The 22,243-nt window shown below is 43.9% G+C and carries 24 protein-coding genes; 18 read left to right on the top strand and 6 right to left on the bottom strand.

Annotated elements, in window-relative coordinates; genetic code table 11:
- Positions 1-813 precede the first annotated feature (813 nt).
- Positions 814-996, top strand: a complete 183-nt coding sequence (locus F6K51_RS21650) for a replication restart DNA helicase PriA (protein ID WP_293024026.1) — start codon at positions 814-816, stop codon at positions 994-996.
- Between the two features lie 182 nt (positions 997-1,178).
- Here the strand turns inward: F6K51_RS21650 and rlmN are convergent, their stop codons facing one another.
- Entirely contained in the window at positions 1,179-2,234 is a 1,056-nt protein-coding gene (gene rlmN, locus F6K51_RS21645) for a 23S rRNA (adenine(2503)-C(2))-methyltransferase RlmN (RefSeq protein WP_293024045.1), read from the bottom strand.
- 511 nt (positions 2,235-2,745) lie between these two features.
- Between rlmN and F6K51_RS21640 the strand changes: the two genes are divergently transcribed.
- From F6K51_RS21640 to F6K51_RS21610, 7 genes are all read left to right on the top strand, one after another.
- A complete protein-coding gene (locus tag F6K51_RS21640) occupies positions 2,746-3,846 on the top strand; it encodes a phage tail sheath C-terminal domain-containing protein (RefSeq protein ID WP_293024023.1) in 1,101 nt (366 codons plus the stop codon).
- Positions 3,847-3,928: 82 nt separating this feature from the next.
- Positions 3,929-4,435, top strand: a complete 507-nt coding sequence (locus tag F6K51_RS21635) for a hypothetical protein (protein WP_293024020.1) — start codon at positions 3,929-3,931, stop codon at positions 4,433-4,435.
- Positions 4,436-4,469: 34 nt separating this feature from the next.
- Positions 4,470-4,799, top strand: coding sequence for a hypothetical protein (locus tag F6K51_RS21630; RefSeq protein ID WP_293024017.1), 330 nt, complete (start codon positions 4,470-4,472; stop codon positions 4,797-4,799).
- A gap of 5 nt (positions 4,800-4,804) precedes the next feature.
- The gene (locus F6K51_RS21625; RefSeq protein WP_293024015.1) at positions 4,805-4,966 is read left to right on the top strand and encodes a hypothetical protein; all 162 of its coding nucleotides are present in this window, start codon (positions 4,805-4,807) and stop codon (positions 4,964-4,966) included.
- Positions 4,923-6,419, top strand: a complete 1,497-nt coding sequence (locus F6K51_RS21620) for a hypothetical protein (protein ID WP_293024013.1) — start codon at positions 4,923-4,925, stop codon at positions 6,417-6,419. Before F6K51_RS21625 ends, F6K51_RS21620 begins: the two co-directional genes overlap by 44 nt.
- Before the next feature lie 2 nt (positions 6,420-6,421).
- Positions 6,422-7,006 (top strand): DNA circularization N-terminal domain-containing protein, encoded by a 585-nt coding sequence (locus tag F6K51_RS21615; RefSeq protein WP_075899928.1) that lies wholly within the window; start codon positions 6,422-6,424, stop codon positions 7,004-7,006.
- 63 nt (positions 7,007-7,069) lie between these two features.
- A complete protein-coding gene (locus F6K51_RS21610) occupies positions 7,070-10,627 on the top strand; it encodes a hypothetical protein (protein WP_293024011.1) in 3,558 nt (1,185 codons plus the stop codon).
- On the opposite strand, the gene F6K51_RS21605 is transcribed toward F6K51_RS21610, so the two are convergent.
- The gene (locus F6K51_RS21605) at positions 10,624-10,770 is read right to left on the bottom strand and encodes a hypothetical protein (protein ID WP_293024009.1); all 147 of its coding nucleotides are present in this window, start codon (positions 10,768-10,770) and stop codon (positions 10,624-10,626) included. The genes F6K51_RS21610 and F6K51_RS21605 overlap by 4 nt on opposite strands.
- Positions 10,771-10,805: 35 nt before the next feature.
- On the opposite strand from F6K51_RS21605, the gene F6K51_RS21600 reads away from it, so the two are divergent.
- From F6K51_RS21600 to F6K51_RS21590, 3 genes are read left to right on the top strand one after another with little or no spacing between them, the layout of a single operon-like run.
- Positions 10,806-11,780: a hypothetical protein gene (locus F6K51_RS21600; protein ID WP_075899932.1), complete on the top strand. Its 975-nt coding sequence runs from the start codon at positions 10,806-10,808 to the stop codon at positions 11,778-11,780.
- Entirely contained in the window at positions 11,777-12,631 is an 855-nt protein-coding gene (locus F6K51_RS21595; RefSeq protein WP_081431195.1) for a phage baseplate assembly protein V, read from the top strand. Before F6K51_RS21600 ends, F6K51_RS21595 begins: the two co-directional genes overlap by 4 nt.
- The gene (locus tag F6K51_RS21590; protein WP_293024002.1) at positions 12,631-13,146 is read left to right on the top strand and encodes a hypothetical protein; all 516 of its coding nucleotides are present in this window, start codon (positions 12,631-12,633) and stop codon (positions 13,144-13,146) included. Before F6K51_RS21595 ends, F6K51_RS21590 begins: the two co-directional genes overlap by 1 nt.
- Here F6K51_RS21590 and F6K51_RS21585 read toward each other — a convergent pair.
- Positions 13,085-13,360: a hypothetical protein gene (locus F6K51_RS21585; protein ID WP_293023998.1), complete on the bottom strand. Its 276-nt coding sequence runs from the start codon at positions 13,358-13,360 to the stop codon at positions 13,085-13,087. The genes F6K51_RS21590 and F6K51_RS21585 overlap by 62 nt on opposite strands.
- On the opposite strand from F6K51_RS21585, the gene F6K51_RS21580 reads away from it, so the two are divergent.
- The 5 genes from F6K51_RS21580 to F6K51_RS21560 all read left to right on the top strand — a co-directional run bounded on the left by F6K51_RS21580 (position 13,351) and on the right by F6K51_RS21560 (position 19,082).
- Positions 13,351-13,593 (top strand): hypothetical protein, encoded by a 243-nt coding sequence (locus tag F6K51_RS21580; RefSeq protein WP_293023995.1) that lies wholly within the window; start codon positions 13,351-13,353, stop codon positions 13,591-13,593. The two genes, F6K51_RS21585 and F6K51_RS21580, sit on opposite strands and share 10 nt — an antisense overlap.
- 123 nt (positions 13,594-13,716) lie before the next feature.
- A complete protein-coding gene (locus tag F6K51_RS21575) occupies positions 13,717-14,406 on the top strand; it encodes a GPW/gp25 family protein (RefSeq protein WP_293023992.1) in 690 nt (229 codons plus the stop codon).
- Between the two features lie 4 nt (positions 14,407-14,410).
- On the top strand, positions 14,411-16,471 hold the full coding sequence (locus F6K51_RS21570) for a baseplate J/gp47 family protein (RefSeq protein ID WP_293023989.1): 2,061 nt from the start codon (positions 14,411-14,413) through the stop codon (positions 16,469-16,471).
- 24 nt (positions 16,472-16,495) lie between these two features.
- On the top strand, positions 16,496-16,936 hold the full coding sequence (locus F6K51_RS21565; RefSeq protein WP_143727623.1) for a hypothetical protein: 441 nt from the start codon (positions 16,496-16,498) through the stop codon (positions 16,934-16,936).
- A gap of 190 nt (positions 16,937-17,126) precedes the next feature.
- On the top strand, positions 17,127-19,082 hold the full coding sequence (locus tag F6K51_RS21560; RefSeq protein WP_293023985.1) for a hypothetical protein: 1,956 nt from the start codon (positions 17,127-17,129) through the stop codon (positions 19,080-19,082).
- On the opposite strand, the gene F6K51_RS21555 is transcribed toward F6K51_RS21560, so the two are convergent.
- Positions 19,027-19,167, bottom strand: coding sequence for a hypothetical protein (locus F6K51_RS21555; protein WP_293023982.1), 141 nt, complete (start codon positions 19,165-19,167; stop codon positions 19,027-19,029). The two genes, F6K51_RS21560 and F6K51_RS21555, sit on opposite strands and share 56 nt — an antisense overlap.
- A gap of 136 nt (positions 19,168-19,303) precedes the next feature.
- Entirely contained in the window at positions 19,304-19,444 is a 141-nt protein-coding gene (locus F6K51_RS21550) for a hypothetical protein (RefSeq protein WP_293023979.1), read from the bottom strand.
- On the opposite strand from F6K51_RS21550, the gene F6K51_RS21545 reads away from it, so the two are divergent.
- Together F6K51_RS21545 and F6K51_RS21540 are read left to right on the top strand one after the other, a co-directional pair.
- On the top strand, positions 19,433-19,891 hold the full coding sequence (locus F6K51_RS21545; RefSeq protein WP_293023976.1) for a hypothetical protein: 459 nt from the start codon (positions 19,433-19,435) through the stop codon (positions 19,889-19,891). The two genes, F6K51_RS21550 and F6K51_RS21545, sit on opposite strands and share 12 nt — an antisense overlap.
- Before the next feature lie 28 nt (positions 19,892-19,919).
- Positions 19,920-21,314 (top strand): formylglycine-generating enzyme family protein, encoded by a 1,395-nt coding sequence (locus F6K51_RS21540; RefSeq protein WP_293023973.1) that lies wholly within the window; start codon positions 19,920-19,922, stop codon positions 21,312-21,314.
- A 279-nt stretch (positions 21,315-21,593) separates the two neighbouring features.
- On the opposite strand, the gene F6K51_RS21535 is transcribed toward F6K51_RS21540, so the two are convergent.
- Positions 21,594-22,243, bottom strand: a 650-nt coding sequence (locus F6K51_RS21535; protein WP_293023970.1) for an Rpn family recombination-promoting nuclease/putative transposase, incomplete at its 5' end; no start/stop codon positions are given.

The following is a 22,243-nucleotide window of genomic DNA, read 5'->3' as shown; positions in this document are numbered from 1 at the left end:
CAATTCTGATTAATCTCGAACTATTAAATTATCCTGTTTGCGCGATGGGCATGCTACGCGAACGAGGTTTATTTTAAGCTGACGGCACCTCAAGTAGCACCATCTGTAGCGCATATGCTTACGCTAGTGTCTGCTATTGAAGATGGGGCAACGGATTGGTTAACCCATTTAACAGATGGATCGAGAATCGTCAACTACCAATGACCAATTACCCGATCCAATTACCCGATCTCAGATATGATTATGATAAGTAATCAACCGAGTACGGTATCATATCTCACATATTTTGTGATAAAACTAGTTTTGTCTACGGTAGATATTATCAAGTATTTGTATAAAAAATTACAGCAAATAATCAGGGATCAATTAGGGATCAATAGGATAGAAGCTTATTTTTAATAAAAATCACCTAGTCTTGGAGTGCCAATTTGTGCGGAATATTAAAATATGTAAACACTATTGCTAAGTATTGTTAAATTAATTCCCAAAAAAATAAGACTTAAATACAATAGTTAAGGAAAGATTAACGATTGCTGCCTCCAGATTAATCAGTTGAGTGGTTATATCTAACTAGTACAAGACAGCACAAATAAAGTAAAGCTACCATTCAAAACCAACGAAAAGCTTACATCATCAGCTTGCGGTGCGACCCGTGGCGAATTTAATTCGCCTACGGAAAGCGCACCGGGATCTGAATTTTGAATAATTCATTTTGAATTTACCAAAGCGGTACTAGTAGATGGTTGAACCAGGGTCGGTGCTTGTTAGAGGCAGTCATTTTTTAATAACTGACTGAATAAAACAAGGTTTAACATGCAGATAACACAGAACGTTTACTGTCCTAATTGTGGCAGTAGTGCTCAAAAGATTTATTGTCAAAACACTCACCTAACCCAGACTCAATGCCCCGTCTGTGATTATTTAATGATTAGCTGCTCTCGCACTGGCAGGGTGGTTGAGGCTTATGCCCCTGGCATCTATGCTCCTAGTGCTTAAGCAATGAGGGGGTGAGGGGGCGAACTCATAAGGGTAGGTTTTTAACAGAAGGGTAAGTAAAACGTCCCTTCTTGATGCAATAGCGAGTGGGGGTTTCCCCCAAGACCGCGCTGCATCGCTTATATTTTGTTCGCCTCCATCCTACCTAAGCAACCTTTAAAACATGACCGAAAACATTACTTCTAAGTACTCCTAGATGCTCTAAGTTGTCCACAAGCGGCGTCTTTGTCAAGACCACGGGAATGGCGTACACTGACAGCAATGTGTTGCTGCTTAAGAGCTTCAACAAAGGCTTGAATCCTGCGGTAACTAGGGCGCTGGTAATCTACCTCACTAATGGGGTTATAGGGAATCAAATTGACATGACTCTGAAACCCCCTCAGGTTCTTAGCCAACTCAACAGCATGTTTTTGAGAGTCATTCAGTCCACCCAAAAGGATATATTCAAACGTCACTCGGCGACTTGTTAAGTTTACATAGTCTCGACATTCATCTAATAGTGCTTTGAGAGGATAGTGCTTGGCACTAGGAATCAGTTGCTCCCGTAGCTGCTGATTTGAGGCATGTAGACTGACGGCAAGGGTGACTTGTAGTTGATGCTGAGCGAGTTGGCGGATACGACCGGGAATACCAACTGTTGAGATAGTAAGCGATCGCGCTCCAATCCCCAGGTCCTGATTAAGAGACTTGACTGCACCTACCACAGCTTCGGTATTCAGCAAGGGTTCTCCCATACCCATAAACACCACATTGCTGACTCGTTGTTGAAAATCTTCTCTTACTGTTAAAACCTGATCGACAATTTCATGGCGAGCCAGATTGCGAGTGAATCCGCCTTTACCAGTAGCACAGAAGTCACAAGCCATGGGACAACCGACCTGGGAAGACACACAAACGGTCAGACGCTTTGGTGTGGGAATACCCACAGTTTCAATAATTTGACCATCTGATAACTGGAGCAGGTATTTTACCGTACCATCCTTTGCTTCTAAGCGGTAGTGTAACGTTGACCGACCAATGGGGACATCGGCGAGGGTGTTACGCCACTGTTTAGGAAAGACAGAAATTTGAGAAAGCGATCGCACTCCTTTTTGATAAATCCATCCGTGTAACTGACGTCCTCGATAAGCTGGTTGTCCCTGTTGTTGTATCCAGCTGGTTAACTCTACTATAGAAGCTCCTAACAATGGCGGAATTGAGTTTACCAGTGGTGAGACTGACTCCCTGACATTAGTCATGGTTTGGACGTTTGAACCATTGCTACTGAGGTCTGGTTGAGGGATAGAAACATCTGGGCACATAAGGGCTTTAGGGGAAATAGGATATCAGGATCTGATCAGAGCAAATAATTCTATAGCGTTTCTAGGATTTATGAGGTACGCTTTTAAACCTAAAAGTCCCCCTTGATAAGGGGGACCAACGGGGGATCCCTTTGTACCTCATGGCATAGAGAATTGCTATAACAGGAATTATCGTTAAGTTAAACTACCATGGCGATCGCTACTTCTTATTTAGACAGCGATCCTCCTGTTAAATCCTCAGTACATAATTTTAGTCATTTGTCTACAAAAATTAGATGGTTTTGCCCTGGACAAACCTCCTAATTATAGGCTATTTCAGACCCGGTACAAAGTTTAACTAATTTTTCAGGGCAATTATCTTCTGGAATCCGATGGTAGTGATGCACTAGTAAAATTTTAAAGTGCGCAGGATAATTAGTATGATCGTTGAATTCCTGTGGAGGTTTTCATGACTCAGACGATGGTTTTACCAGGCACTTACATTGAGGTGCGTGATCAGGGGTTAATTAGTCCTGGCGGGGTAGTTACAGGCAACATTGGAATTGTTGGCACAGCGGAAAAAGGACTTGTAGACCAGGTGCAATTGCTCGGTAGCTTGTCTGAAGCTAAGGAAATTTTTGGGAAAAGTGACGAGTGGCAAGACGGGACTAAAAATGAACTTACATTAATTCGTGCTCTAGAGCTGATTTATCAAAATGGAGGGCAAACAGTTTATGCCGTGCGGACAGCTAATGTTAAAGAAGGCAAAAATGGTGCTGATGCTAGCACTGACGATTACACAAGAAGTTTAGCTCTCCTAGAGAATGAAATCGTTAACATTGTGTTACTAGCTGGGCAAGATGTTAGCAAAACAGCGATGTTAACCGCTCTAGACGGACACCTAAAGACGACAGCAGGAATCAAGCGAGAGCGCATTGGCATCATTGGTAGTGGCTTTAGCAGCGGTACAGATAAGTTAGAGGATATTACTAGCCACACCCTCAATAATGACCGCATCATTTTTACAGCACCGGGAATTTTGGTTTCATCTCAAGGCAAACAAAACAAGCTACCCGGTAGTTACCTAGCTGCTGCTGTGGCTGGGATGCTTTCTTCGTTGCCTGTACAAACCAGTCCCACTAACAAAACCCTAACCATTGAAGGTCTAACTACGGAATTTAACAGTACACAACTGGAAAAACTGGTCACAAAGGGTGTTTTAACAGTAGAAAAACGGGCTGGATTTCGCATCGTTAAAGGAATAACCACTGATGATCGAGCCTGGAAGCAAATCACTACCAGACGGATTGTAGACTATGCAATCTACGGAGTTCGTAGCAGTTGCAATCCCTATATCGGTAAGTTGAATAATGAACGAGTGCGGGGAGCCATGAAAGCTACCTTGAATGCTTTCTTGACGCGCATGGTAGATAATGAAGCCTTGGTAAGTTATCAACTTGATGTATCAGCAACCCGCGCTCAAGAAAAAGAAGGGAAGGTGATGGTTACCATGACTCTAATGCCAACCTTTAGCATCGACTTTATCCAGGTGACGATGTATCTCCAATAAAAAAAGACAGTCAGGCACCATCAGCTGCCCTCACAACGAAGGATGAAAATCCTTAAATTTCGGAAATAGTTAGGAGACTAGTATGCCCAATGTTAATGTCTTTCGCGGTTCTGATGCCTCGTTAGTTCTAGCTGTCGATGACAGTGAGTCAGTAGAAGGTAAACTTGCAGATAGTTTAATTGGTGAGTATGAATTTTCGAGTATAGTTGGCCGCTTACAGAACGTAACGGTGAAGGTAGAAAATGAGTTACGACCTTACCACGAAATTGGTAAGCGTTTCCCAACGGAGTTGCGTCCAGGAAATATCAATGTTTCTGGCTTCGTGCAACGAGCTCATGTTAATGGGGCGTTAATTCGGCTGCTGCTGGGTGATGGAGCAACAAGTCCTCCGCCAATTGCAGCAATTCCTCAACCTTCCTTTAATATCGTTATTGCCCTGAAAAATCCAGCATTTCCTGACCAAAGTAGTACCCTTACTGTGTTTGGTGTTAAGTTTGAAAGCTGGAGTTTTCAATTACCTGAAGATGATTTTGTGATGGAAGGAGTTAGTTTTAGGGCTTTACGAATTAGTGCAGAGGAAAAGGGTTGACCAATGACAAATAACTAATGAATTGAATGCTCAAATGGAACCAACACCAGAAGAACTCCTAGCTGGTTCTACCGTTATCTTTAATGTTGTAGTGCCTCCACATATCTTGCAACCTACTCAAAGCAATGAGCAGTCAGAGGCTGATGTGGTTGTGCAGCTACGTCCTTTGACTATTGGTACGTTTGGGCTAATTATGAAAGCAGGGAAAAATGATCCAAGCTTAATTCCCTTGTTGATGATCAAGGAATCACTGGTAAAGCCAGCGCTTTCCTTAGAACAAGTCAAAAAGATGCATCTGGGGTTGGTTAACTTTTTGATCGCTCAAATTAGACAAATCAGTGGGCTGACCGAAAAAAAAACGTAAATGGCTTGAGTGCTTCCCCATTGGTACAAGCCAGCTACCGTTTAGCCCGTGCATTTGGCTGGACTCCCCAACAAGTGCAAGCAATGACCATGGGGCAAGTCTCGATCTATTTACAACTGTTAGATGAGGAAATTAGTGATGGTGATTCCTGGGGAAAGCTTTCCTAATATCAATAACGCTCTCGTCGCTCTTGGGGAAGCCCTACGTAGTGAGTTTCAAGCCTTGATTGGTGAATACACCGCAGGGGGGTTAGCTGGGAATTATTTGACGAGTGAGGATTGCTCGGAACTCCGCTGTTTAGAGGAAGTTGTATCTCAGGTTGGGCAGCTAGGTGAGGAATTCACAGCTTTGGAGACCTGGCTGACTTCAGGGTTTATCCCAAAAGGTTTAGCCACTCCTTTTGATGCTGATTCTGGGTATGATTGCGCCACCCCTAGGGCTTGTTTTCAAAGTTTTCCGCAAGATTATGATCCCCCCCAGCCCCCCTTAATAAGGGGGGAGCCATACTCAAAGTCCCCCGAGCGAGGGATTGCTCGCTCGGGGGATAATGGGGGCTTTTCCAAAACCAGACCATCGCCCATGCATACTTCAATTGAGCAACACCCAACTCCTAATCCAACTATGGAGGATAGTTGGTCAACACCAGTCGGTGGAGATCAGGTAAGCCAGGGGAATAATAGCGAAGTTTTTGTTACTTCAGGGGATGTACAATTGTCTAGGGTGGAATCAGGGGCTACAAGAAGGCAGAAGGTAGAGGGCAGAGGGCAGAAGCTGCCCACAATTACTCCTGTACAAGAGCTGACCCTAGATGAAAAACTCTCCCCTTCTTCCTCCGTTGTTCCCTCAACCCAACCTCGATCTAAAAAACCGACTCTGGAGAGGAATGAAGCAGTCTTACCAAAGCATTCCAGTAATGTTCAGGGTTTGAAAGAACTGGCCGAATTATTAGCTTCCCAGGAACAGCTAGATTTAGCAAAGCCTAATCTGGTTAGTGCCTCTGATCCCACGTTGCACTCAAACCTAGTAGATCCGGAGGACTTGGAGGATAACGGAAATCAATTACTATTTACACATGCAACTCCCGATCAACTGATTGATGACTATGGGAGTGGTGAAGAAATTAGTGGTGCGAGTCCCGAAAGCTTACAGAGGTTTCCCTCGGGTGCGGATATTGATGTTACCCCACCCCAGGCTTTTCAAACTTCCAGTGACCCATCAGCGATCAGCCATCAGCCTATGCGCTACGCGCACGCTGCGCGAACAGCTATCAGCCATCAGCCTATGCGCTACGCGCACGCTGCGCGAACAGCCATCAGCCATCAGCCTATGCGCTACGCGCACGCTGCGCGAACAGCCATCAGCCTATGCGCTACGCGCACGCTGCGCGAACAGCCATCAGCCATTACCCATTACCCATTACCTATTACCCATCAGCCATTACCTATTACCCATCAGCCATTACCCATTACCCATTCTTCCGATCCCAGCAAGCTAGAAACAGAGGTTGAAACAGAGATGATCAGCCGCAACGGTACACCAGAAATGGACTTAGATGAGATTATGGACGCGATCGCTCGCAAAGTCAGTCGCGAATACCGTAGATTTTATGGGAGCAGCTAATCATGGCTATTGAGTTAGGAGGAATTAAGCTAAACCGGGTGCATCGGCTGGTCACCCTAGAGCAAGCGAATTTGATCTCCCATCGTGTTCCTGGTATGGCAGGAAACCTTGTGCAGGACTTGGGACGGGATTCAGTATTCTTAGGGATTAGTGGTATCTTTTACGGTTCTCAAGCAAGTAAGGACTTGGAGAAACTGCGACAAATTTACAAACAGCGGAAACCTGTGGATTTTATTGCCGAAATTGTTGGCAGAAGCTACTTTGGCCAGGTTATTGTGGAACGATTTGAGGTGTTTCAATTAGCTAAGGAGCCAGAGCAGTTCAGCTATACTTTGACCATTGCTGAGTATACTGATCCTCCTAGTAGTCAAGGGTTTGCAGGTGTTGCTAAGGTAGACGATTCGATTCAGGTTAAGGCGAAGAATCTGATGGATGTTGCCACTCTTCCTGATGCTCTACAACTGGGTACTATTCCGGAAATTACTAACCCATTTGAACCGTTAAAAAGAGCTTTAGAACCCGTACAAGAAGCCACAAAAGATTTAGATAAAGTAACAGAAGGATTAAAAGCTATTTTTGGGATTTAAGTTGCCGTTTTTAGCTTGAAACCAGCTTTTACACACAAGATTAAGTTAATCATACTCAAGATTATGGCACTCTCTATTGTCGAGCAATTCAAAGACATTAATCCTAAAGTAGCATTTGCTGATGCTCAAAATCAATGTACTCAAGCGGAAAGTACTGTTGCTCAACTGGCTCAAAATGGTCTTCCTGATGTTGGTAATTATCAGCATAAAATAGAAGAGCAGCTTCCTCAGGTCGATTTTACAAATGTAAAGAAGATAATTGCCCAGGTGCCTTTATCTGCTGGGGAACTGAAAGCAGAATTATCCGGAAAAATCGACCAACTCACAGAACTTAACTTCGACAGCCTTACCGCAGCCATTCCCTTACCCAAGGCAGCTGATTTCGGAGATTTGAAGATTGCTGATGAAATTAAAGATACGATTTCCTCTTTAACTCAAGACTTGATAGGTAGTTTCAGTATCGGAGAATTGCCTACAGGCACACCAACTATCTTTGGGGAATTTGAAGAATTTGTCACCAAGGCAGGGATGCTACCTGTTCGCACCTTGGATGTTTTATTCAAAGGACTAAAAAAATTACTCGATAAATTGTCAGATCCAGATGAATTACTGAAAAAATTTGAGTCACAAGCCCTCACCGAAATTTTTAAGGAACAGATTAACTCCTTAGCAGAACAACTTCCTTCCAAGGCTATTAGCCGCATTGAAAGTAATATTAAGCGGCGAATTGAATTAATAGCAGAATATAACAAACTGCTGGATTCCCTAAAAGACCCTACTTCCCTAAAAAAAGAGCAATTTAAAGAACTGATAAAAAGAACTAGAGCGATTGCTAGAGAATTTGAGAGCATTGATGCTAGCACAGATACAGCTCTGGCAAATTTAAAAAACTTTAATATCACAAATTTACAAACTGCTTTAGAGGAATTAATTAGTAGTGCAGGAGGTGGTGCTACTACAGGAGTTTTAGTTCCTTTCTTTAATAATATCAAGACTTATATTGAGACTCTGACAGCTAAAGTTGGAACTATTACCGATAAACTCAGGGAGTTTGCCCATAAAATACCAAAGGTTATTGAACAAGCAATTAGTCAGGTTGAGGAGATTGCTACTAAAGTCACCAAAGCTATTACCGACAAAATTCAGCAGGGAGAAGAGCTGTTAAATAAAGTCAAAAGCTATCTTGAAGAAATTATTCAAAAGGTTAAAGAGTTTCTTAAAAATACTTATGGTAAGTCCCAAGAATTAGTTAAACCATTTAAAAAAGTATGTAATGAAGCCTCCACAACTATTGTTGGTAAAGTTGATGAATTTTCTAAAAACCTCGAACAGCAAACTGACCACATAAAAACGTCAATTGAAAGTGTTAATACTCAAATTAAAACCCAGCTCAACCGAGAGCAGTTAGACCATAAAATCAATCAGCTGTTTGACAAAGTTACTGCCATTTTGGACAGTCCTCAGATTAACGATACCCTAAAACAAGCTGAAGATGGTATGAGGACAATTACTGAAAATCTCAAAGAAGTGTCCCTTAAACCAGCGTTTCAAGTGGTGGTAACCAAAAGCAATGACTTGGAGAAGGAGTTAAAAGCGGTTGATGTCTCTACCCTTAGTACCCCGGTTAAAACCGCACTAAAAGTGGGAACAGAGGTAATTAAAGCGGTGGATGTTCCGGGTGTCGTTAACCCTGAGTTGAAAGCTGCCTTTGATGAGATTTTAGCTCCCTTAGACAATATTGTGGCTTTAATCGAAGGGGAATTTAATAAAATTAACGACAAAATTGAATCTTTACAACCTGGTACTCTGGTGGTTGATTTTCTCGAGCCCTATCTTACTCCTGTGATCAATAAATTAAATGAGTACAAGCCTTCTATACTTCTTCAACCAGTTAAAAACTTTTATAATGATATCATTGAAAAACTAGAAGTGATTAATCCCAAGCAATTGTTGGATTTGTTAGAAGAATTATACGAAAAGTTGTTAGGGGTAATTGAGTCCTTATCTCCCAAAACGATAACAGATTTCCTGAATCAGCAGCTGGCAACTGTCAAAACCCAGCTAGATAATTTACCTGTCGAGAAGCTTGTGGGCAAAGTGACGGATGGTTTGAGTCAAGTAGATAAGCTGATGGCGAATATCGGGTTGTCAGATGTCCTCAAGTCAGATTTTTGGAACACTTTGCAGGAGATATTGAGCTTCAGTTTTGCCGAAAAAATTCAAGAGGTTGAGAAAATCCGAGATGGGATCGTGACCAAGGTGAATGCAGTTGATGAGCAGGGTTTGACACAGCAATTGCAGGAACTCCAAAACGCGATCGCAACTTACACCCAGACTCCCGATGATCTAGCAACCGATGGCGTTGCCGGACAAGTTACAGCTTATCAGCAGGTGGTAGCAACTCTACCAGCACCACCAGCAGCCAGCTTGCCAACTCTACCAGCAGAAATTGCTGTAGATTATGAAGATTTGCGAAAACGCTTGGAAAACCTTTATCAAAACTTTACTGCAACTTCCCCCCAAGAGGTTCTCGAACAAGTCAATACTATCGTTACAGACACCACTAGACTCCAGGGGAATGAGAGCCAACGCGATCGCTTGCAAGAAAGTGCCAACCGCACTTCTCCTCAGCAGGTAATGGCTAACTTCAAGCAAGTTATTCCCGATGAACTCAACCGACAGATTGTCAATCCTCTGCGGGAAATTCTCCAAGCTTTGGACAAATTACTAGAGCAGCCTCGTACTGTTCTTGGTGACATTGGCAATGTGATCAAAATTATCGAGGATGCTCCGAAACGATTAGTGGAGATTCTCAGCCAGGTTGCTCAGACGCTAGGAGACCAAATTCGTCAGGCAATTAATGGGGTTAAGAATGCCATTGACAGTCTGACTAATGAGGTAGTAAAAGCAATCGAAGGGACATATACAACAACTTTGGAAACCTTAAAGTCTCTGAGGCCGAAGCTACTGCTGAATTCCTTTGATGAGAGTGACTTTAAAGATATTGATAGTTTAATCCAAAAACTTGCTCAACCCGAGGATAACGTTTCTAAGTACATCAATAGTAAGCTTTCTGAGACTACTAAATTGTTGCTAAAGGCGAAGACAGAAGGAACTAAACAAGCGGTGATTCGAGAGTTGAATAACCTGCTGCTCCAGGAAGACTTCTACAATAAGCAACGGTTTGAGGGAGTAACCTTGACTACCGAGGTTAAAGTTTTAAGTTTAGGTGACTATAAAAGTGATCTGGTTCACTTTAACCGTTTGTTAATCGAAGCGAGTTATACCCAAGACCTGATTGTGATGAATATGGAATCAATTTTCCCTTATTTAAAAGACAAGCTCAAAGAGATTTATCCTCAAAACATTGTTGATGAACTAGACCAGTTACATGGAAATATAATCCAACTATTAAGAGACATTCCTCAGGCAGTAGGTGATGCTCTAGATAGCCAGTATCAGCAAAAAGTAGTGCAAAAGACCGAAAAATTGCGAGGAGCTATTAATAAGCTTTTTTTAGCACTGCGGCAACGGCTTGAGCAGCTAAAAAGTGAACTGGATATTGGTTTGGAGGATGTGGCTGATTCTTTTGATCGCTTGTTGAATGCTTTGCCGGTTTAGTTAGGGAATAGGGAATAGGGAATAGGTAATGGGTAATAGGTAATAGGTGATTGGGAGGGTAGTGCTATATCAAGTTTATCTTGATCGCTAATTTTCCCAATTCCCGATTCCCGATTCCCGATTCCCGATTCCCCATCCCCCATTCTAAATTCTAAATTCCAAATTCTAAATTCTCCTGATGTTAAAAATTGCTTACACCATTAAAATTGGTAGCGTTGTCTGTAACGCTGGGCAACAAACGCAGCTCATTGAGTTGCGATCGCATAGTTCTTTAACTATTCCGGTTAATACCTGCTGTCTTGTTCTAGGGTTACCACAGGGTTTAACTATCAGTCCAGAAGAGCTGGTATCGGTGGAATTGGGCTATGAGAATAAGCAAACGTTAGTCTTTACCGGTAAGGTTAGTAGGGTAGACTGGAGCATTGACCGTGTCAGGATTGAGGCTGCCAGCACTTTTGGGAGTTTGACCGCAGCTCGGTTAAATCGGGTTTACGAAAAACCAAATGCTGGAGATATTGTCAAAGATATTCTCAAGTTGGGCAAGGTGAAGGTGGGGCAAGTGGAGAATGGTCTGAAATTTTCGGTCTATGGGGTGGGAGAGTTGAGGTCAGCCTATGACGAGCTCGAGACCTTAGCACAACAATGTGGCTTTGATTTCTATGCCAACACCCAAGACAAAGCTGTATTTGCCAAATATAACCCTGCCAGTACCCATCAATTCAAATATGGGGAAGACATTCTGGCCTTGGAATTGGAGCAACCCCATCCTGGGGTTGAGCAGGTAGAAATTTACGGGGAAAGTCCCAGCAGTCAAGGACAAGGAGAACAGGCTTACTCTTGGCTTACGAAAAAAGAGGTTAAGGGTACTGCTGGTTCCGGTTCTGGTTTTACGACTCTACGACTGACTGACCCCACAGCTCGTACCCAGGCAGTTGCTCAGAAAATGGCTGAGGCGGTTTTGGCTAAGCAGCGCCAGAAGCAACGGGGTGAAATTAAGGTGCTAGGTAATGCTAATGTCAAGCTAGGAGATGAGATCAAGGTGTCAAAAATGCCGATGGCTACCCTGAATGGTAGCTTCAAAGTCACGGGAGTGAGCCACCGTCTCAATCGCCGTAGTGGTTTTTGTACTGTAATTGATTGGGAGGAAGTGTGACAGACTCGATTGTTGGAGTAATGCAGAAGGTTGCTCGGCAGGAAGCACGTAAAGTTTACACTACTGAGTTGGGGATTGTGACAGCGGTGTTTCCCCATACCTCTGAGAGTGACAAGGACAACTACCAATGTTCAGTCAAGTTAAAGAACAAGAAACAGCCAGACGGCAAAGACTTTGAATTGCGCAAAGTGCCAGTAGCAACCCCCCATTTAGGACTGGTTAATATTCCCAATGTTGGGGATTTGGTGTTGGTTACCTTTATTGGGGGTAATCTCAATGCTCCTGTGATTATTGGTCGGCTCTACAATGACCAAGACCAACCCCCTGTCAACAAGGAAAAGGAATTCTACCTACAAAATAACCCGAAAGACGGGGGTAGTTTGAAAATTGATCAGGAGGGGGTAGTTACTATTACTAGTAAAAATGAGAAACAGGTGATTACTGTCGATGATGAAAAAATTGATCTCACCAACGAAAAGTGCCATGTCACCCTGGAAGGAGGAGATGCTACCCTGAAAAACGAAAAATGTACCGTGGCTTTATCTGGTGGTAATATCACTATTGATAACGGCACCTGCAAGATTAAAGTTGAAAGTGGGGGCATCACCATTGATGCAGCTAGCTCTAATGTCACCGTCAAAAGTGTAGGTTCGATCAAGATTGGGGATGCAAGTACGGCTTCTGTACAAGTTGGTGGACGGTTACCGGCTAATGCGGTTGGTGATAGTGACGATATTATTCTGAGTACCCACACCCATGTGGGTAACCTCGGCGCTCCCTGTCCGGTGATGGTGCCAACAGAGAAGATTAATTCAATTCAGGCCAAGGCGAGAAATACCAAGGTGGGGTAATGGTTAGAATCAAAGGGGCAAATAGCGATTATAAATTTTTAAATGGCTCAATTCAAGATCTAAAAGGAGACCATCCTGTTTACCTCAAAATTTTCGTCTGTCCTTATGATATGCCTAGCCCCATTGAGGAACCTGATGAAAATGGTTGGTGTGAGGGCACAGATGAGCAATGTCCTCATGGTAAAAAGAATGGTGAAAAAAGTCCTGGTCATGCTCTAATTTGTTTACATCAAGAGGATGGTATTTCCCTAGAAACGAATAACAACGTAACGGCAACCGGACCCCTGGTGGCTGAGAAGGGAATCACGATTAAGGATGAGCTGGTGTTGGATGTCTCAGAGGCAAAGGCGGGGTTGGTGATCACGATGAAGGGAGAGGAAATTTTACGCCTTAATATTTCTGATCAAGGTGATATCGAATTGTCCCCTCTCAATCCATCAAAAACTCTTAAAATTAACGGCAATTTGGAGGTAACTGAAGGCTTGACGGTTGCCGGTAAGGAGTTACCAATTTAGGGAATCGGGAATCGGGAATCGGGAATCGGGAATCGGGAATGGGTGATGGGTAATAGGTAATAGGTAATGGGTAATGGGTAATGGGTAATGGGTAATGGGTAATGGGTAATGGGTAATAGGGAATCGGGAATCGGGAATCGGGAATGGGTAAAGAATATTCTATTATTTTACTGTAGACAATATAATTAGAAATAGAGGAGATTAATGAAATCACAGCTTCAAGAAGCGGTCAACATTGCTCAGTCGCTTTCATTAGTAGAGCAGCTTGAACTACTCAAAATACTATCCACAATTATTCAAAAGAACCATGCCCTAGAAATTCAAACTATACCAGAAGGCGATAATACTGACTTTTCAGCAGAAAGCTTTCGCAAATCTTGGCAGCAAGCTGTGACTGGACAAACCCTACCCATTTCTCAAATCTGGGAGGGAATTGATATTGACTGACGCTCCGTTAGTTGAGGTGCAACTTACTCCTGAGTTTCAGCGTAAATTGAGAGCAGTCAAAAAAATACAAATTAAAGTAGGGTGAACAAAGTTATCTTATCTAGAATACTCATGTGAATCAAAATGTTTTTGCCCACCCTACAAGCTTGTTTGTCAAATCAGTTTAGTGCGATCGCAAAATTCCCCATTCCCCATCAACCATCAGCCATCAGCCATCAGCCATCAGCCATTCCCGATTCCCGATTCCCGATTCCCGATTCCCGATTCCCGATTCCCGATTCCCGATTCCCGATTCCCGATTCCCGATTCCCGATTCCCGATTCCCGATTCCCGATTCCCGATTCCCGATTCCCGATTACCGATTCCCCATTCCCCATTCCCCATCACCAAATGGAAAAAGATTTATTATTCACTCGCCGCCACAGCGGACAATTCATTTCTGAGCGACAATTCGTAGACCTTCAAAGTGTCAATCGTGACTTGGCCACAGCGACAGGTTTAGATAATTTGGCTCAGGCAATTCTCAATCGCCTTTACACCCGTAAAGGGGAGCTGGCGGCTTTGGGACATCCCAATTATGGGTCACGGCTCCACCTGTTAGTGGGTGAACAAAATAATAATCGTCTTCGCTCCCTTGCTAATCTCTATATCCGTGAGTGTCTAGCTCAAGAACCTCGGATAGAAGAAATCAAGGCCATAGATTTTGAGCCTCCCTCTCGTCAGCAACGTTATACACTCGTAGCAACTTTAGTCCTTAAAGCTGTAGGCCAGGAAACACCCTTGACCCTGAGCTTCTCCGTACCTGGAGGGTAATTTGATGGTTTTTGAGAAAAAAGGCTTTGCTCAACTGTTCGAGGCGATGCAGAGTCGCACTCCTCCCACACTAACAGATTTTCAAGAAGGCAGTGTGGTGCGCACTCTATACGAATCTTTTGCTTGGGAACTCGCCGTCCTCTACGAGCAGATGCAACGGGTATATCTCTCTGGTTTTGTGGATACCGCCGAAGGCATTGACCTTGACAAAGTTGTTGCCATTTTAGGCATTAAGCGGGGAGAACCGGACTATGCTACCGGAAAAGTTACCTTTACGCGAGATCTGGGCATTGATGAAGATATTTTTATTCCCAAAGGTACACTAGTAACTACGGAAGATACCCAGGAGTCTCCCAAAAAAGCCTACAAGACCATTGAAGAAGGCAAGATTTCCAAAGACCAAACCACTGCCCAGGTGAGAGTCCAGGCTCTACGACGGGGTAAAACAGAGGAAACTGAAGCTGAAACCATTGTGGTGATGCCTCAGCCGGTAGTGGGGGTGAAGTCAGTTAATAATCAAGAAACCCTGGGATTTACCGGTAAACTACAGGAGAGTGACGAACAACTGCGCCAACGAGCCAAGCAAACCTTGTTGGCGACCAGTGGCGGTAATACTACTTCCATCCGGAATGCTCTGTTGAGTTTACCTGGGGTGAGGGAAGTGCAAGTTAGAGAAAACTTCCACTTCCCTAGGGGCAAGGTAATGGTTACTCATCGTGAGTCCCTTACTGAAGAGCTTAAGGTTCCCAAAGGGACAACTATAACACTCCAAGTCTCAGACACAAAAACTAAAGACTATCACACCACTCAAGAGGTAATCCTCTCAGCAGGTCAAAATCCAGCAGTGGAGGTGGAGGTAGAGGCTGGTATTCCTGGAGCAGCTGGGGAAGCTCAGGCTAATGCAACTTGGAAAGAGTTAGTGGTTGATAGGGTAACTCTTACGGTTAGCAATGAGCGGCCTATTTCACGGCAAGACTTTGGCATTATTGAAATATTCGTTGATGGCATTGATTTTACAGATCTTGAGAAAGTTAGTCAGCTCAAACAGGAAATTGACCGAGTTAAGGCAGCGGGAATCTACCCATTACTTAAACCGGCGACAGCAGTGAACGTTGATGGGGTATTCCAACTTGAACTCCAACCAGAACTGAAACTGTCTCCAGAGGAACGGCTACAGTTGGAAGAACAGGTCCAGCAGACAATTATCTCCCATCTCAAAGACCAGAAAATGGGTCAACCCCTGCTGATCTCTCAACTCACGAGGAAGATACTAGGCTGCAACGGTGTCAATGATTTAGTTGATTTTACCCTCACGACCAGTATTCGTAATTCAGAAGGCACTGAACTGTCTACCCAGCACTATAAATCCTCCGAAACGCCAGTGAAACGGCTAGAAGTAGATATCTTAGAAAAGTTCACCCCCCACTCGGTTCGCGTTGCCTCAGAAATCAAACCCCTGCTTGTAGCCTTACAAATTAAGGCTCAAGCACTAGATGACCAGAAACAACAGGCAATTGAAACAGCGCTAAAACAATATTTTGCTGACTTCAAACCATCCCAGGAAGTGGTTAAAAGTGAGATTAAGGCAAGAATTGAAACAATCACCACCATCGAAGCAATCAAGTTAATTCCCTCCTTCTGGCAACCAGGGATTCCCTTTGATGGCGAAACCGTTAAGGTCACGTTTGTGGAGCAGGCTCAGCTCAGTTCGGTATTTCTCTATGAGAGATTACTCACCATTACTGGAGCATTGAAGTTAATCCTACCGGTTACAGTTACCCAACAAGAGAAGCAGCACATTTACCAACAGGTTGAGGAGCAGGTTAGTGCTTATTTTGAGCAACTCCAACCAGAAGAAAATATTCAACTTGAGCAGCTGGTTAAGCAAGCAAAAACCGTAGAATCAGTGCTAGATATTAATTGGAAACTGGAGGATTTTCGGTTTATTAATGGGGAAGATGCTGAGGATAGAATTGACCGAGACCAGAAGCAAATTCAGGTAAACAAATTTGAAAAAACTCAGTTAGGTGATGCTGATAAGTTTATCATTACCAGCGATATCTAGGTTGTTGAGGTTGCGATCGCTACTTTGAATTTAAGGCTAACTCCGGCGGTTGCAGTTCCCGAAACTGTTGACCCAGCACAACTTAAGAGTGCCATGAAAGCTGCAGTTACAAGTATTGTGATTCCCTCTCTGGAGCAGTTACCCAAACTAGCAGTGGGAGAAAATCTGGATTATAACCAATTGAAAACTCTGCTGCTGGTAGATATCAGGACTAATGCAGGCAATCTGGCCAAGGAAATCCTTAAGATTTTCATCAGCAATGGCCAAGTTTCAAAGGAAAATCAGGAGAAGTTAATGGAAGCACTCCGAAGCTTTCTCGGAGATTCTAGCTACACGATTGATCAGCTTGAACTCAGAGCCAAGGGTAGCTCCTATCAGGACAATATTCCCATTGCGATTGTAGAACGGGCTGAGATTCAGTTACAAGTGCCGTCTACTTTGGAAATTGTGATTGAAGATAAGTAATGTAGCAATTCTCTATCCCATGAGGTGGGGATCCCCCTAAATCCCCCTTAGCAAGGGGGACTTTTCCCAGCTAATTGGATGCTTCTTCCCCCCAGAATTGGGGGGCTAGGGGGGCAAAATTCAGTATCAAAAAACTTTTCAGATATCCTCTTAGAAAGGGGGACTTTGAGTAGGTAATAGGTAATAGGTAATGGAAAAACGCGGCAAAACCACCAGCATCAGCAATCGGTTTCCTCACTTCTATGACGGAGCCAATGTTGAGAGTTTGCTCTACCAATTTATTGATGTCTTTGGCGTCTTGCTAGAGCAAGGGGAAACCGACTTGCTCGCTGTGATGCGTTCCCATCATGTGGATACCGCTGACAATGAAGGGTCTCAAGGCTTTATTGCTAACAAAAAGGGAGATTTAGATCAACTTTTTGCTCTCTACCTAGAAGCTTTAGGGGGCACCTCTCAACTGGTACAGGTTAGTCACCAGTTTAGTCCAGGGAGTCTTAAAAATGTCAGTAACTTGGCCAAGAAACTTCATGAAGGCAGGGATGAACTGTCTGAGTATTTGCGATCGCAACTTGATCACGATACCAAGACCCTTCTGGAGCGCTATCAGGTTTCCCAGGCTCAATTTAACCTAGAGTCTTTCAGGGATCTGCCCGGTCTGGCCATTAAGCTGTTGGTTGCTACCGTTGATACCGATCCACTCAGTCATTATCTCAAGATTCACTTGCCCCCAGAAACCCTGGAACTGCTGAATCACTATGACGGTTTCCCCCCGCTTCCTGACCCCCTACAGCAGGGACTGGTGCAAACACTCAACCAACAGCTGGTTAATCCCTCCCTCTATGGGAAAAATAAGCGATACTTCCAAACCCTGAAACTTGGCAAAGCCGCTCAGCAACTGCTGGCACAACAACCAATCGGGGAAGACCGACAACGTCTCAATCGCTTGTTGTTAGACGCTGCCTATCCAGAGTATATCAGCCCTAGCCCTATTCCCACTCTGGCGGAGGTAGAACAGGGGTTAATTAAGGGACTCAATCTTTGTCTTGAAGACCCTTCACTATACCAAAAAACTTACCAAGACACCGACCAACCCCGACCAGAAACCCCTCCCCAGGGAGCTGATCTGATTATCCAGAATCGGCAATTGCTAGAAGCAGCCTATCCCAATGAGATTGCCAAGAGTTATGCTCCTTACCGAGAGCGACTCAAAGGTTTGATTCAAATCCTCCGTCAAGGAGCAGCTACCAAGCAAGGGATTATTGATTTGGTGGCAGCCAACTTGGGAATTTTAGGAGATTCTCCCGCAGCTCAAGCTGCTAAGGAAACCATTGAAATTAAAGAGTTCATGCCTCGGCTGACTCAGTTGCATCCTCATAATCAGCCAGAACATTCCTACGTGCTGAGACTTGGGGCAGAATTTGAGGTATATAACCCCAACCCGCAGCCTGAGAAAATCGAAATTTTCCTGGCAGTTCAGCCAAGTCTGCCTGTGGTATTATACAATTTGCGAGTTGTTAGGTGCGATACTGAAGAATCGGTTACTTACCAAGGAGAAGCGAGGGCATCCGATGTATTGTCCTTTCGAGAGAATACTGTTGAAGTCAACGGTAAACCTTATGCAACAGAAGGAACGCCCCAACTACCAACCCAAACCTCTCGCTGGCGGCTGGAAGCCCAGTTAGCTGATGGGGTTCCCCTGGCCCGATTTGACCAACAGCGCTTTGGTGAAACCACCTTTGCCTTGAGTCAACCCGCCGTCTCTCTGGAAATGAGATTCTACAAACTCACCCCAGGGGTGTTTGAGGTAAAAATTCCTTGGGATATTCCCGGCTTTACTGATAAGTTTCAGCAAGCAGGGGACCATCCTCGCCATCAAATTGCTGGAATTATTGACAAGGTTAAAGCCGCTGGTGTTCTGGGGATGATTACCTATGAAAAGCGCTTTCAGGAAACTCACGAGATGGTAGCACGGTTGGGAGTCGAGCGTTCTCCTTTTCTGGAAGAACATCTTGCCGAAGATACCTTGACTATTAGTAGTCTTCAGGTTCCCTATCCAGAGGGAGTAGTCCACGAAATGTCTGATAACCTGCTTACTTGTGGAGTATTTGACTATACGGGCTTTGATAGCGGGAATCGTTTTGGTTGAAGAAAGGGAGTCGGGAGTCGGGAGTCGGGAGTCGGGAGTCGGGAGTCGGGAGTCGGGAGTCGGGAGTCGGGAGGGTGAATGCCAAGTTTTAACTTTTAACTTTTAACTTCTAACTTCTAACTTCTAACTTCTAACTTCTAACTTCTAACTTTTAACTTCTAACTTTTAACTTCTAATTTATAACTTCTAACTTCTAACTTCTAACTTCTAATTTATAACTTCTAACTTCCCGATTCCCGATTCCCGATTCCCGATTCCCGATTCCCGATTCCCGATTCCCGATTCCCGATTCCCGATTCCCGATTCTTAATTCTATGAAAATTGCCGAAACCCTCGAAATGAAAGGTAGGTTGACTATCCAAAAATATAATCCTCAAGCTCAGCTGGTGCAGGAAGTTAAAGCTGACAACTCGATTGTTTACACAGGGCGGGAATTAGTTGCCAAGTTATTTACTAATCAAACCATTGATCCGATCCGCTACATCGCATTAGGGACTGGCGGCAGCACCAAAGTTGCTCCAGCTACGGATACTCAATTGGGACAGGAGGTGTTTCGGAAAGAACTTAAACCGTTTGAGTCCAAAGATTTAATCGAGACTGGAGACGGTGACAGTAAAAAGTGTAAAATTATGTTGTCTGTAGACCTAGATTTTGGGGAACCTGATAAACAGCCAGTTGAGTTGACTGAGGCGGGTTTGTTCAATAGCCTAGAAAAAGGCAAGGGAATCATGTATAATCGAGTGATTTTTCCTGTAATTACCAAGAGCGATAAATTTAAGTTAACTCTTGTGTGGGAAATTTTATTTTAGTGAGAATTAGAAAGCTTAGGGAGCAGCAATGACCAACGGCTTTGAACCAAAACAGAAAAATCCTGGAGATTTGATCCTTTCGGCAGATTGGAATGCCGCCATGGGTGAAATTGACCGTTTGGGGAATACTCTTAAAGACATAAAACAAAAAGCAACAAGCTTCCAGGGACCTCTAACCATTGCAGAAGCCCTGAACGTTAAGGGCAACGTAGGAATTGGCACAGACACTCCCACCGCTAAACTGGAAGTCAAGGGAAACCTGAAACTAGAATTAGGAGAAGCGGTCAATGAATTTTCCAGCGATATTACCTTGGCAGACAACTCGAATCAAGCTGTCCCCACGCAACTGGCAGTGAAAACCTATGTAGAACACCAAGTCCAAGGGGTAAAAGCTAGCGCCAGAGAGTCGTTTGAAACTAAAAAGCTCCAAGTCAGTGAGACGCTGACGGTAGAGGGTGCTACACAGCTCAATGGCAGTCTGCAACTGGGGCAGGGCGTACAAGTAGCGCAATTTAGTGACACCATCGGCCAATCCAGAGAATCCTCCCTGGTAGTAGTCCCCACGCAACTGGCAGTGAAAAACTATGTAGACAATAAAGTGCAAGGGTTAGACGATAGCCTCAAAGCCTACATCATAAAGCTTTTATATGAGCCAAAATTATATGACATAAAAATAGAATCCTTTAAGTTAGCTCAAGGAGTCATTTTGGAAATGGCATACATCCCAGGAGGTATGTTCTTGATGGGTTCCCCTATTAGTGAATTTAGGCGCAGTGATGACGAAGGCCCCCAGCATTTGGTAAATGTATCAGGGTTCTGGATGGGACAATTTCCAGTAACTCAGCAGCAGTGGCAGGCCGTTGCTGATTACAACAAAGTCAAAGCTACGCTTCAACCCAAGCCATCTTACTTTAAAGGCGATAACCTACCCGTTGAAAAGGTATCATGGAATGATTGTCAAGAATTTTGTGCGCGACTCAATAAAAAATTTAAGGGTCAACTCCAGGGTCGAAAATTCCGTTTGCCCAGTGAGGCGGAATGGGAATATGCCTGTCGAGCAGGTACGACAACTAGATATTACTATGGCGACGACGAGTCAAAACTGGGAGAGTATGCTTGGTACAGTGGTAATTCTGATTCCAAAACTCATCCAGCAGTAAAAGAAAAAACCCCGAATAACTGGGAATTGTATGATATGATCGGTAATGTATGGGAATGGTGTGAAGATACTTGGCATGACAACTATGATGGTGCCCCTGTAGACGGCATTCCCTGGATTGATAATTATAAGTCTTATCGATTGCTGCGTGGCGGATCTTGGTACCGCAATCCTAAGGACTGTAGCTGTGCAAATCGCTACGGCAAAAATCCTGGTGACAGCAGCAGGAAATTCGACCTCGGTTTCCGGGTAGTTTGTTCCTAGGCGTGGAATCTTCTTTGCCCTTTCGCCTTTTTCTAAGTAATAGGTAATCGGGAATCGGGAATCGGGAATCGGGAATCGGGAATCGGGAATGGAGAATTAAGAATGGAGAATTAAGAATTGAGAATTGAGAATTGAGAATTAAGAATTGGTAATCGGGAATTTAGGATAGGGATCTTGTAGGGTGGGCAAATGGACATGACTGCTGAGGAAATTGCCAAACTCTCATTATTTGCCCACCTAGCCTAGGGAATGCGATTTTTCTATGGGATGCTTGTTGTTTTAGGGATCCGTTGACTGCTCGAGCACCTGTTTCACAAGTTCAACCTCTAATTCTAAAGCTTGGGCAACTTGTTCTACGGTTAACCCCAACGCTAACAACCGAGGTATGGACTTTAATTTGCCTTGAATTTCACCTTCAAGTCTCCCTGCTTGTATACCTTCAAGTCTGCCTTCTTGTATGCCTTCAAGCCTACCTTCGGCTAAAGCCTCCTGATAAACTTTAGTTTGCCGTAAATCACTTAAGCTAAACATTGCTTCTATCTCCGTGCGACTGAGTTTGGGTAACTTATACACTAGTATGGTCTCTATTAATTGTAGAAGTTCTCGCTTTTGTGGTTCATTGTCTATCTCCTCAGTGGTTCGTTGAATCAAGTCTTGAGCTTGTGCGATTGCAGTATCTTCCTTGGTGACAATTAGCTGTACTGTAGCTATACCCACCGATGTTGCAGAGGTCTCGGCTAATTCATCGAGATAAATCCGAGATACCCTTGGGGAATCGAGTAATTCAAGATATTGTTGAGTTGCTCCTTTATCCACATTGCGGCTCGGGTAAATCACCACACCACGCCAATCATTGCTGAGTTTAGTTTTGTTTAAGTACATGAAAATTTCGGTAAAGAAGCGGGAGTAAAATTCAGAGTCCCTCTGAA

It is taken from the genome of Moorena sp. SIO3I8, assembly GCF_010692325.1.
Lineage (GTDB): Bacteria > Cyanobacteriota > Cyanobacteriia > Cyanobacteriales > Coleofasciculaceae > Moorena.
The sequence above is the reverse complement of the archived record's forward strand: the minus strand, read 5'-3'. Positions and strand labels throughout refer to the sequence as shown.

Bases quoted from the DNA above. Each gene is read 5' to 3' on its own strand.
- F6K51_RS21650 (WP_293024026.1), top strand. From the start codon at position 814: ATGCAGATAACACAGAACGTTTACTGTCCTAATTGTGGCAGTAGTGCT.
- rlmN (WP_293024045.1), bottom strand. From the start codon at position 2,234: ATGACTAATGTCAGGGAGTCAGTCTCACCACTGGTAAACTCAATTCCG.
- F6K51_RS21640 (WP_293024023.1), top strand. From the start codon at position 2,746: ATGACTCAGACGATGGTTTTACCAGGCACTTACATTGAGGTGCGTGAT.
- F6K51_RS21635 (WP_293024020.1), top strand. From the start codon at position 3,929: ATGCCCAATGTTAATGTCTTTCGCGGTTCTGATGCCTCGTTAGTTCTA.
- F6K51_RS21630 (WP_293024017.1), top strand. From the start codon at position 4,470: ATGGAACCAACACCAGAAGAACTCCTAGCTGGTTCTACCGTTATCTTT.
- F6K51_RS21620 (WP_293024013.1), top strand. From the start codon at position 4,923: ATGAGGAAATTAGTGATGGTGATTCCTGGGGAAAGCTTTCCTAATATC.
- F6K51_RS21615 (WP_075899928.1), top strand. From the start codon at position 6,422: ATGGCTATTGAGTTAGGAGGAATTAAGCTAAACCGGGTGCATCGGCTG.
- F6K51_RS21610 (WP_293024011.1), top strand. From the start codon at position 7,070: ATGGCACTCTCTATTGTCGAGCAATTCAAAGACATTAATCCTAAAGTA.
- F6K51_RS21605 (WP_293024009.1), bottom strand. From the start codon at position 10,770: ATGGGGGATGGGGAATCGGGAATCGGGAATCGGGAATCGGGAATTGGG.
- F6K51_RS21600 (WP_075899932.1), top strand. From the start codon at position 10,806: ATGTTAAAAATTGCTTACACCATTAAAATTGGTAGCGTTGTCTGTAAC.
- F6K51_RS21590 (WP_293024002.1), top strand. From the start codon at position 12,631: ATGGTTAGAATCAAAGGGGCAAATAGCGATTATAAATTTTTAAATGGC.
- F6K51_RS21580 (WP_293023995.1), top strand. From the start codon at position 13,351: ATGAAATCACAGCTTCAAGAAGCGGTCAACATTGCTCAGTCGCTTTCA.
- F6K51_RS21575 (WP_293023992.1), top strand. From the start codon at position 13,717: ATGTTTTTGCCCACCCTACAAGCTTGTTTGTCAAATCAGTTTAGTGCG.
- F6K51_RS21570 (WP_293023989.1), top strand. From the start codon at position 14,411: ATGGTTTTTGAGAAAAAAGGCTTTGCTCAACTGTTCGAGGCGATGCAG.
- F6K51_RS21560 (WP_293023985.1), top strand. From the start codon at position 17,127: ATGGAAAAACGCGGCAAAACCACCAGCATCAGCAATCGGTTTCCTCAC.
- F6K51_RS21540 (WP_293023973.1), top strand. From the start codon at position 19,920: ATGACCAACGGCTTTGAACCAAAACAGAAAAATCCTGGAGATTTGATC.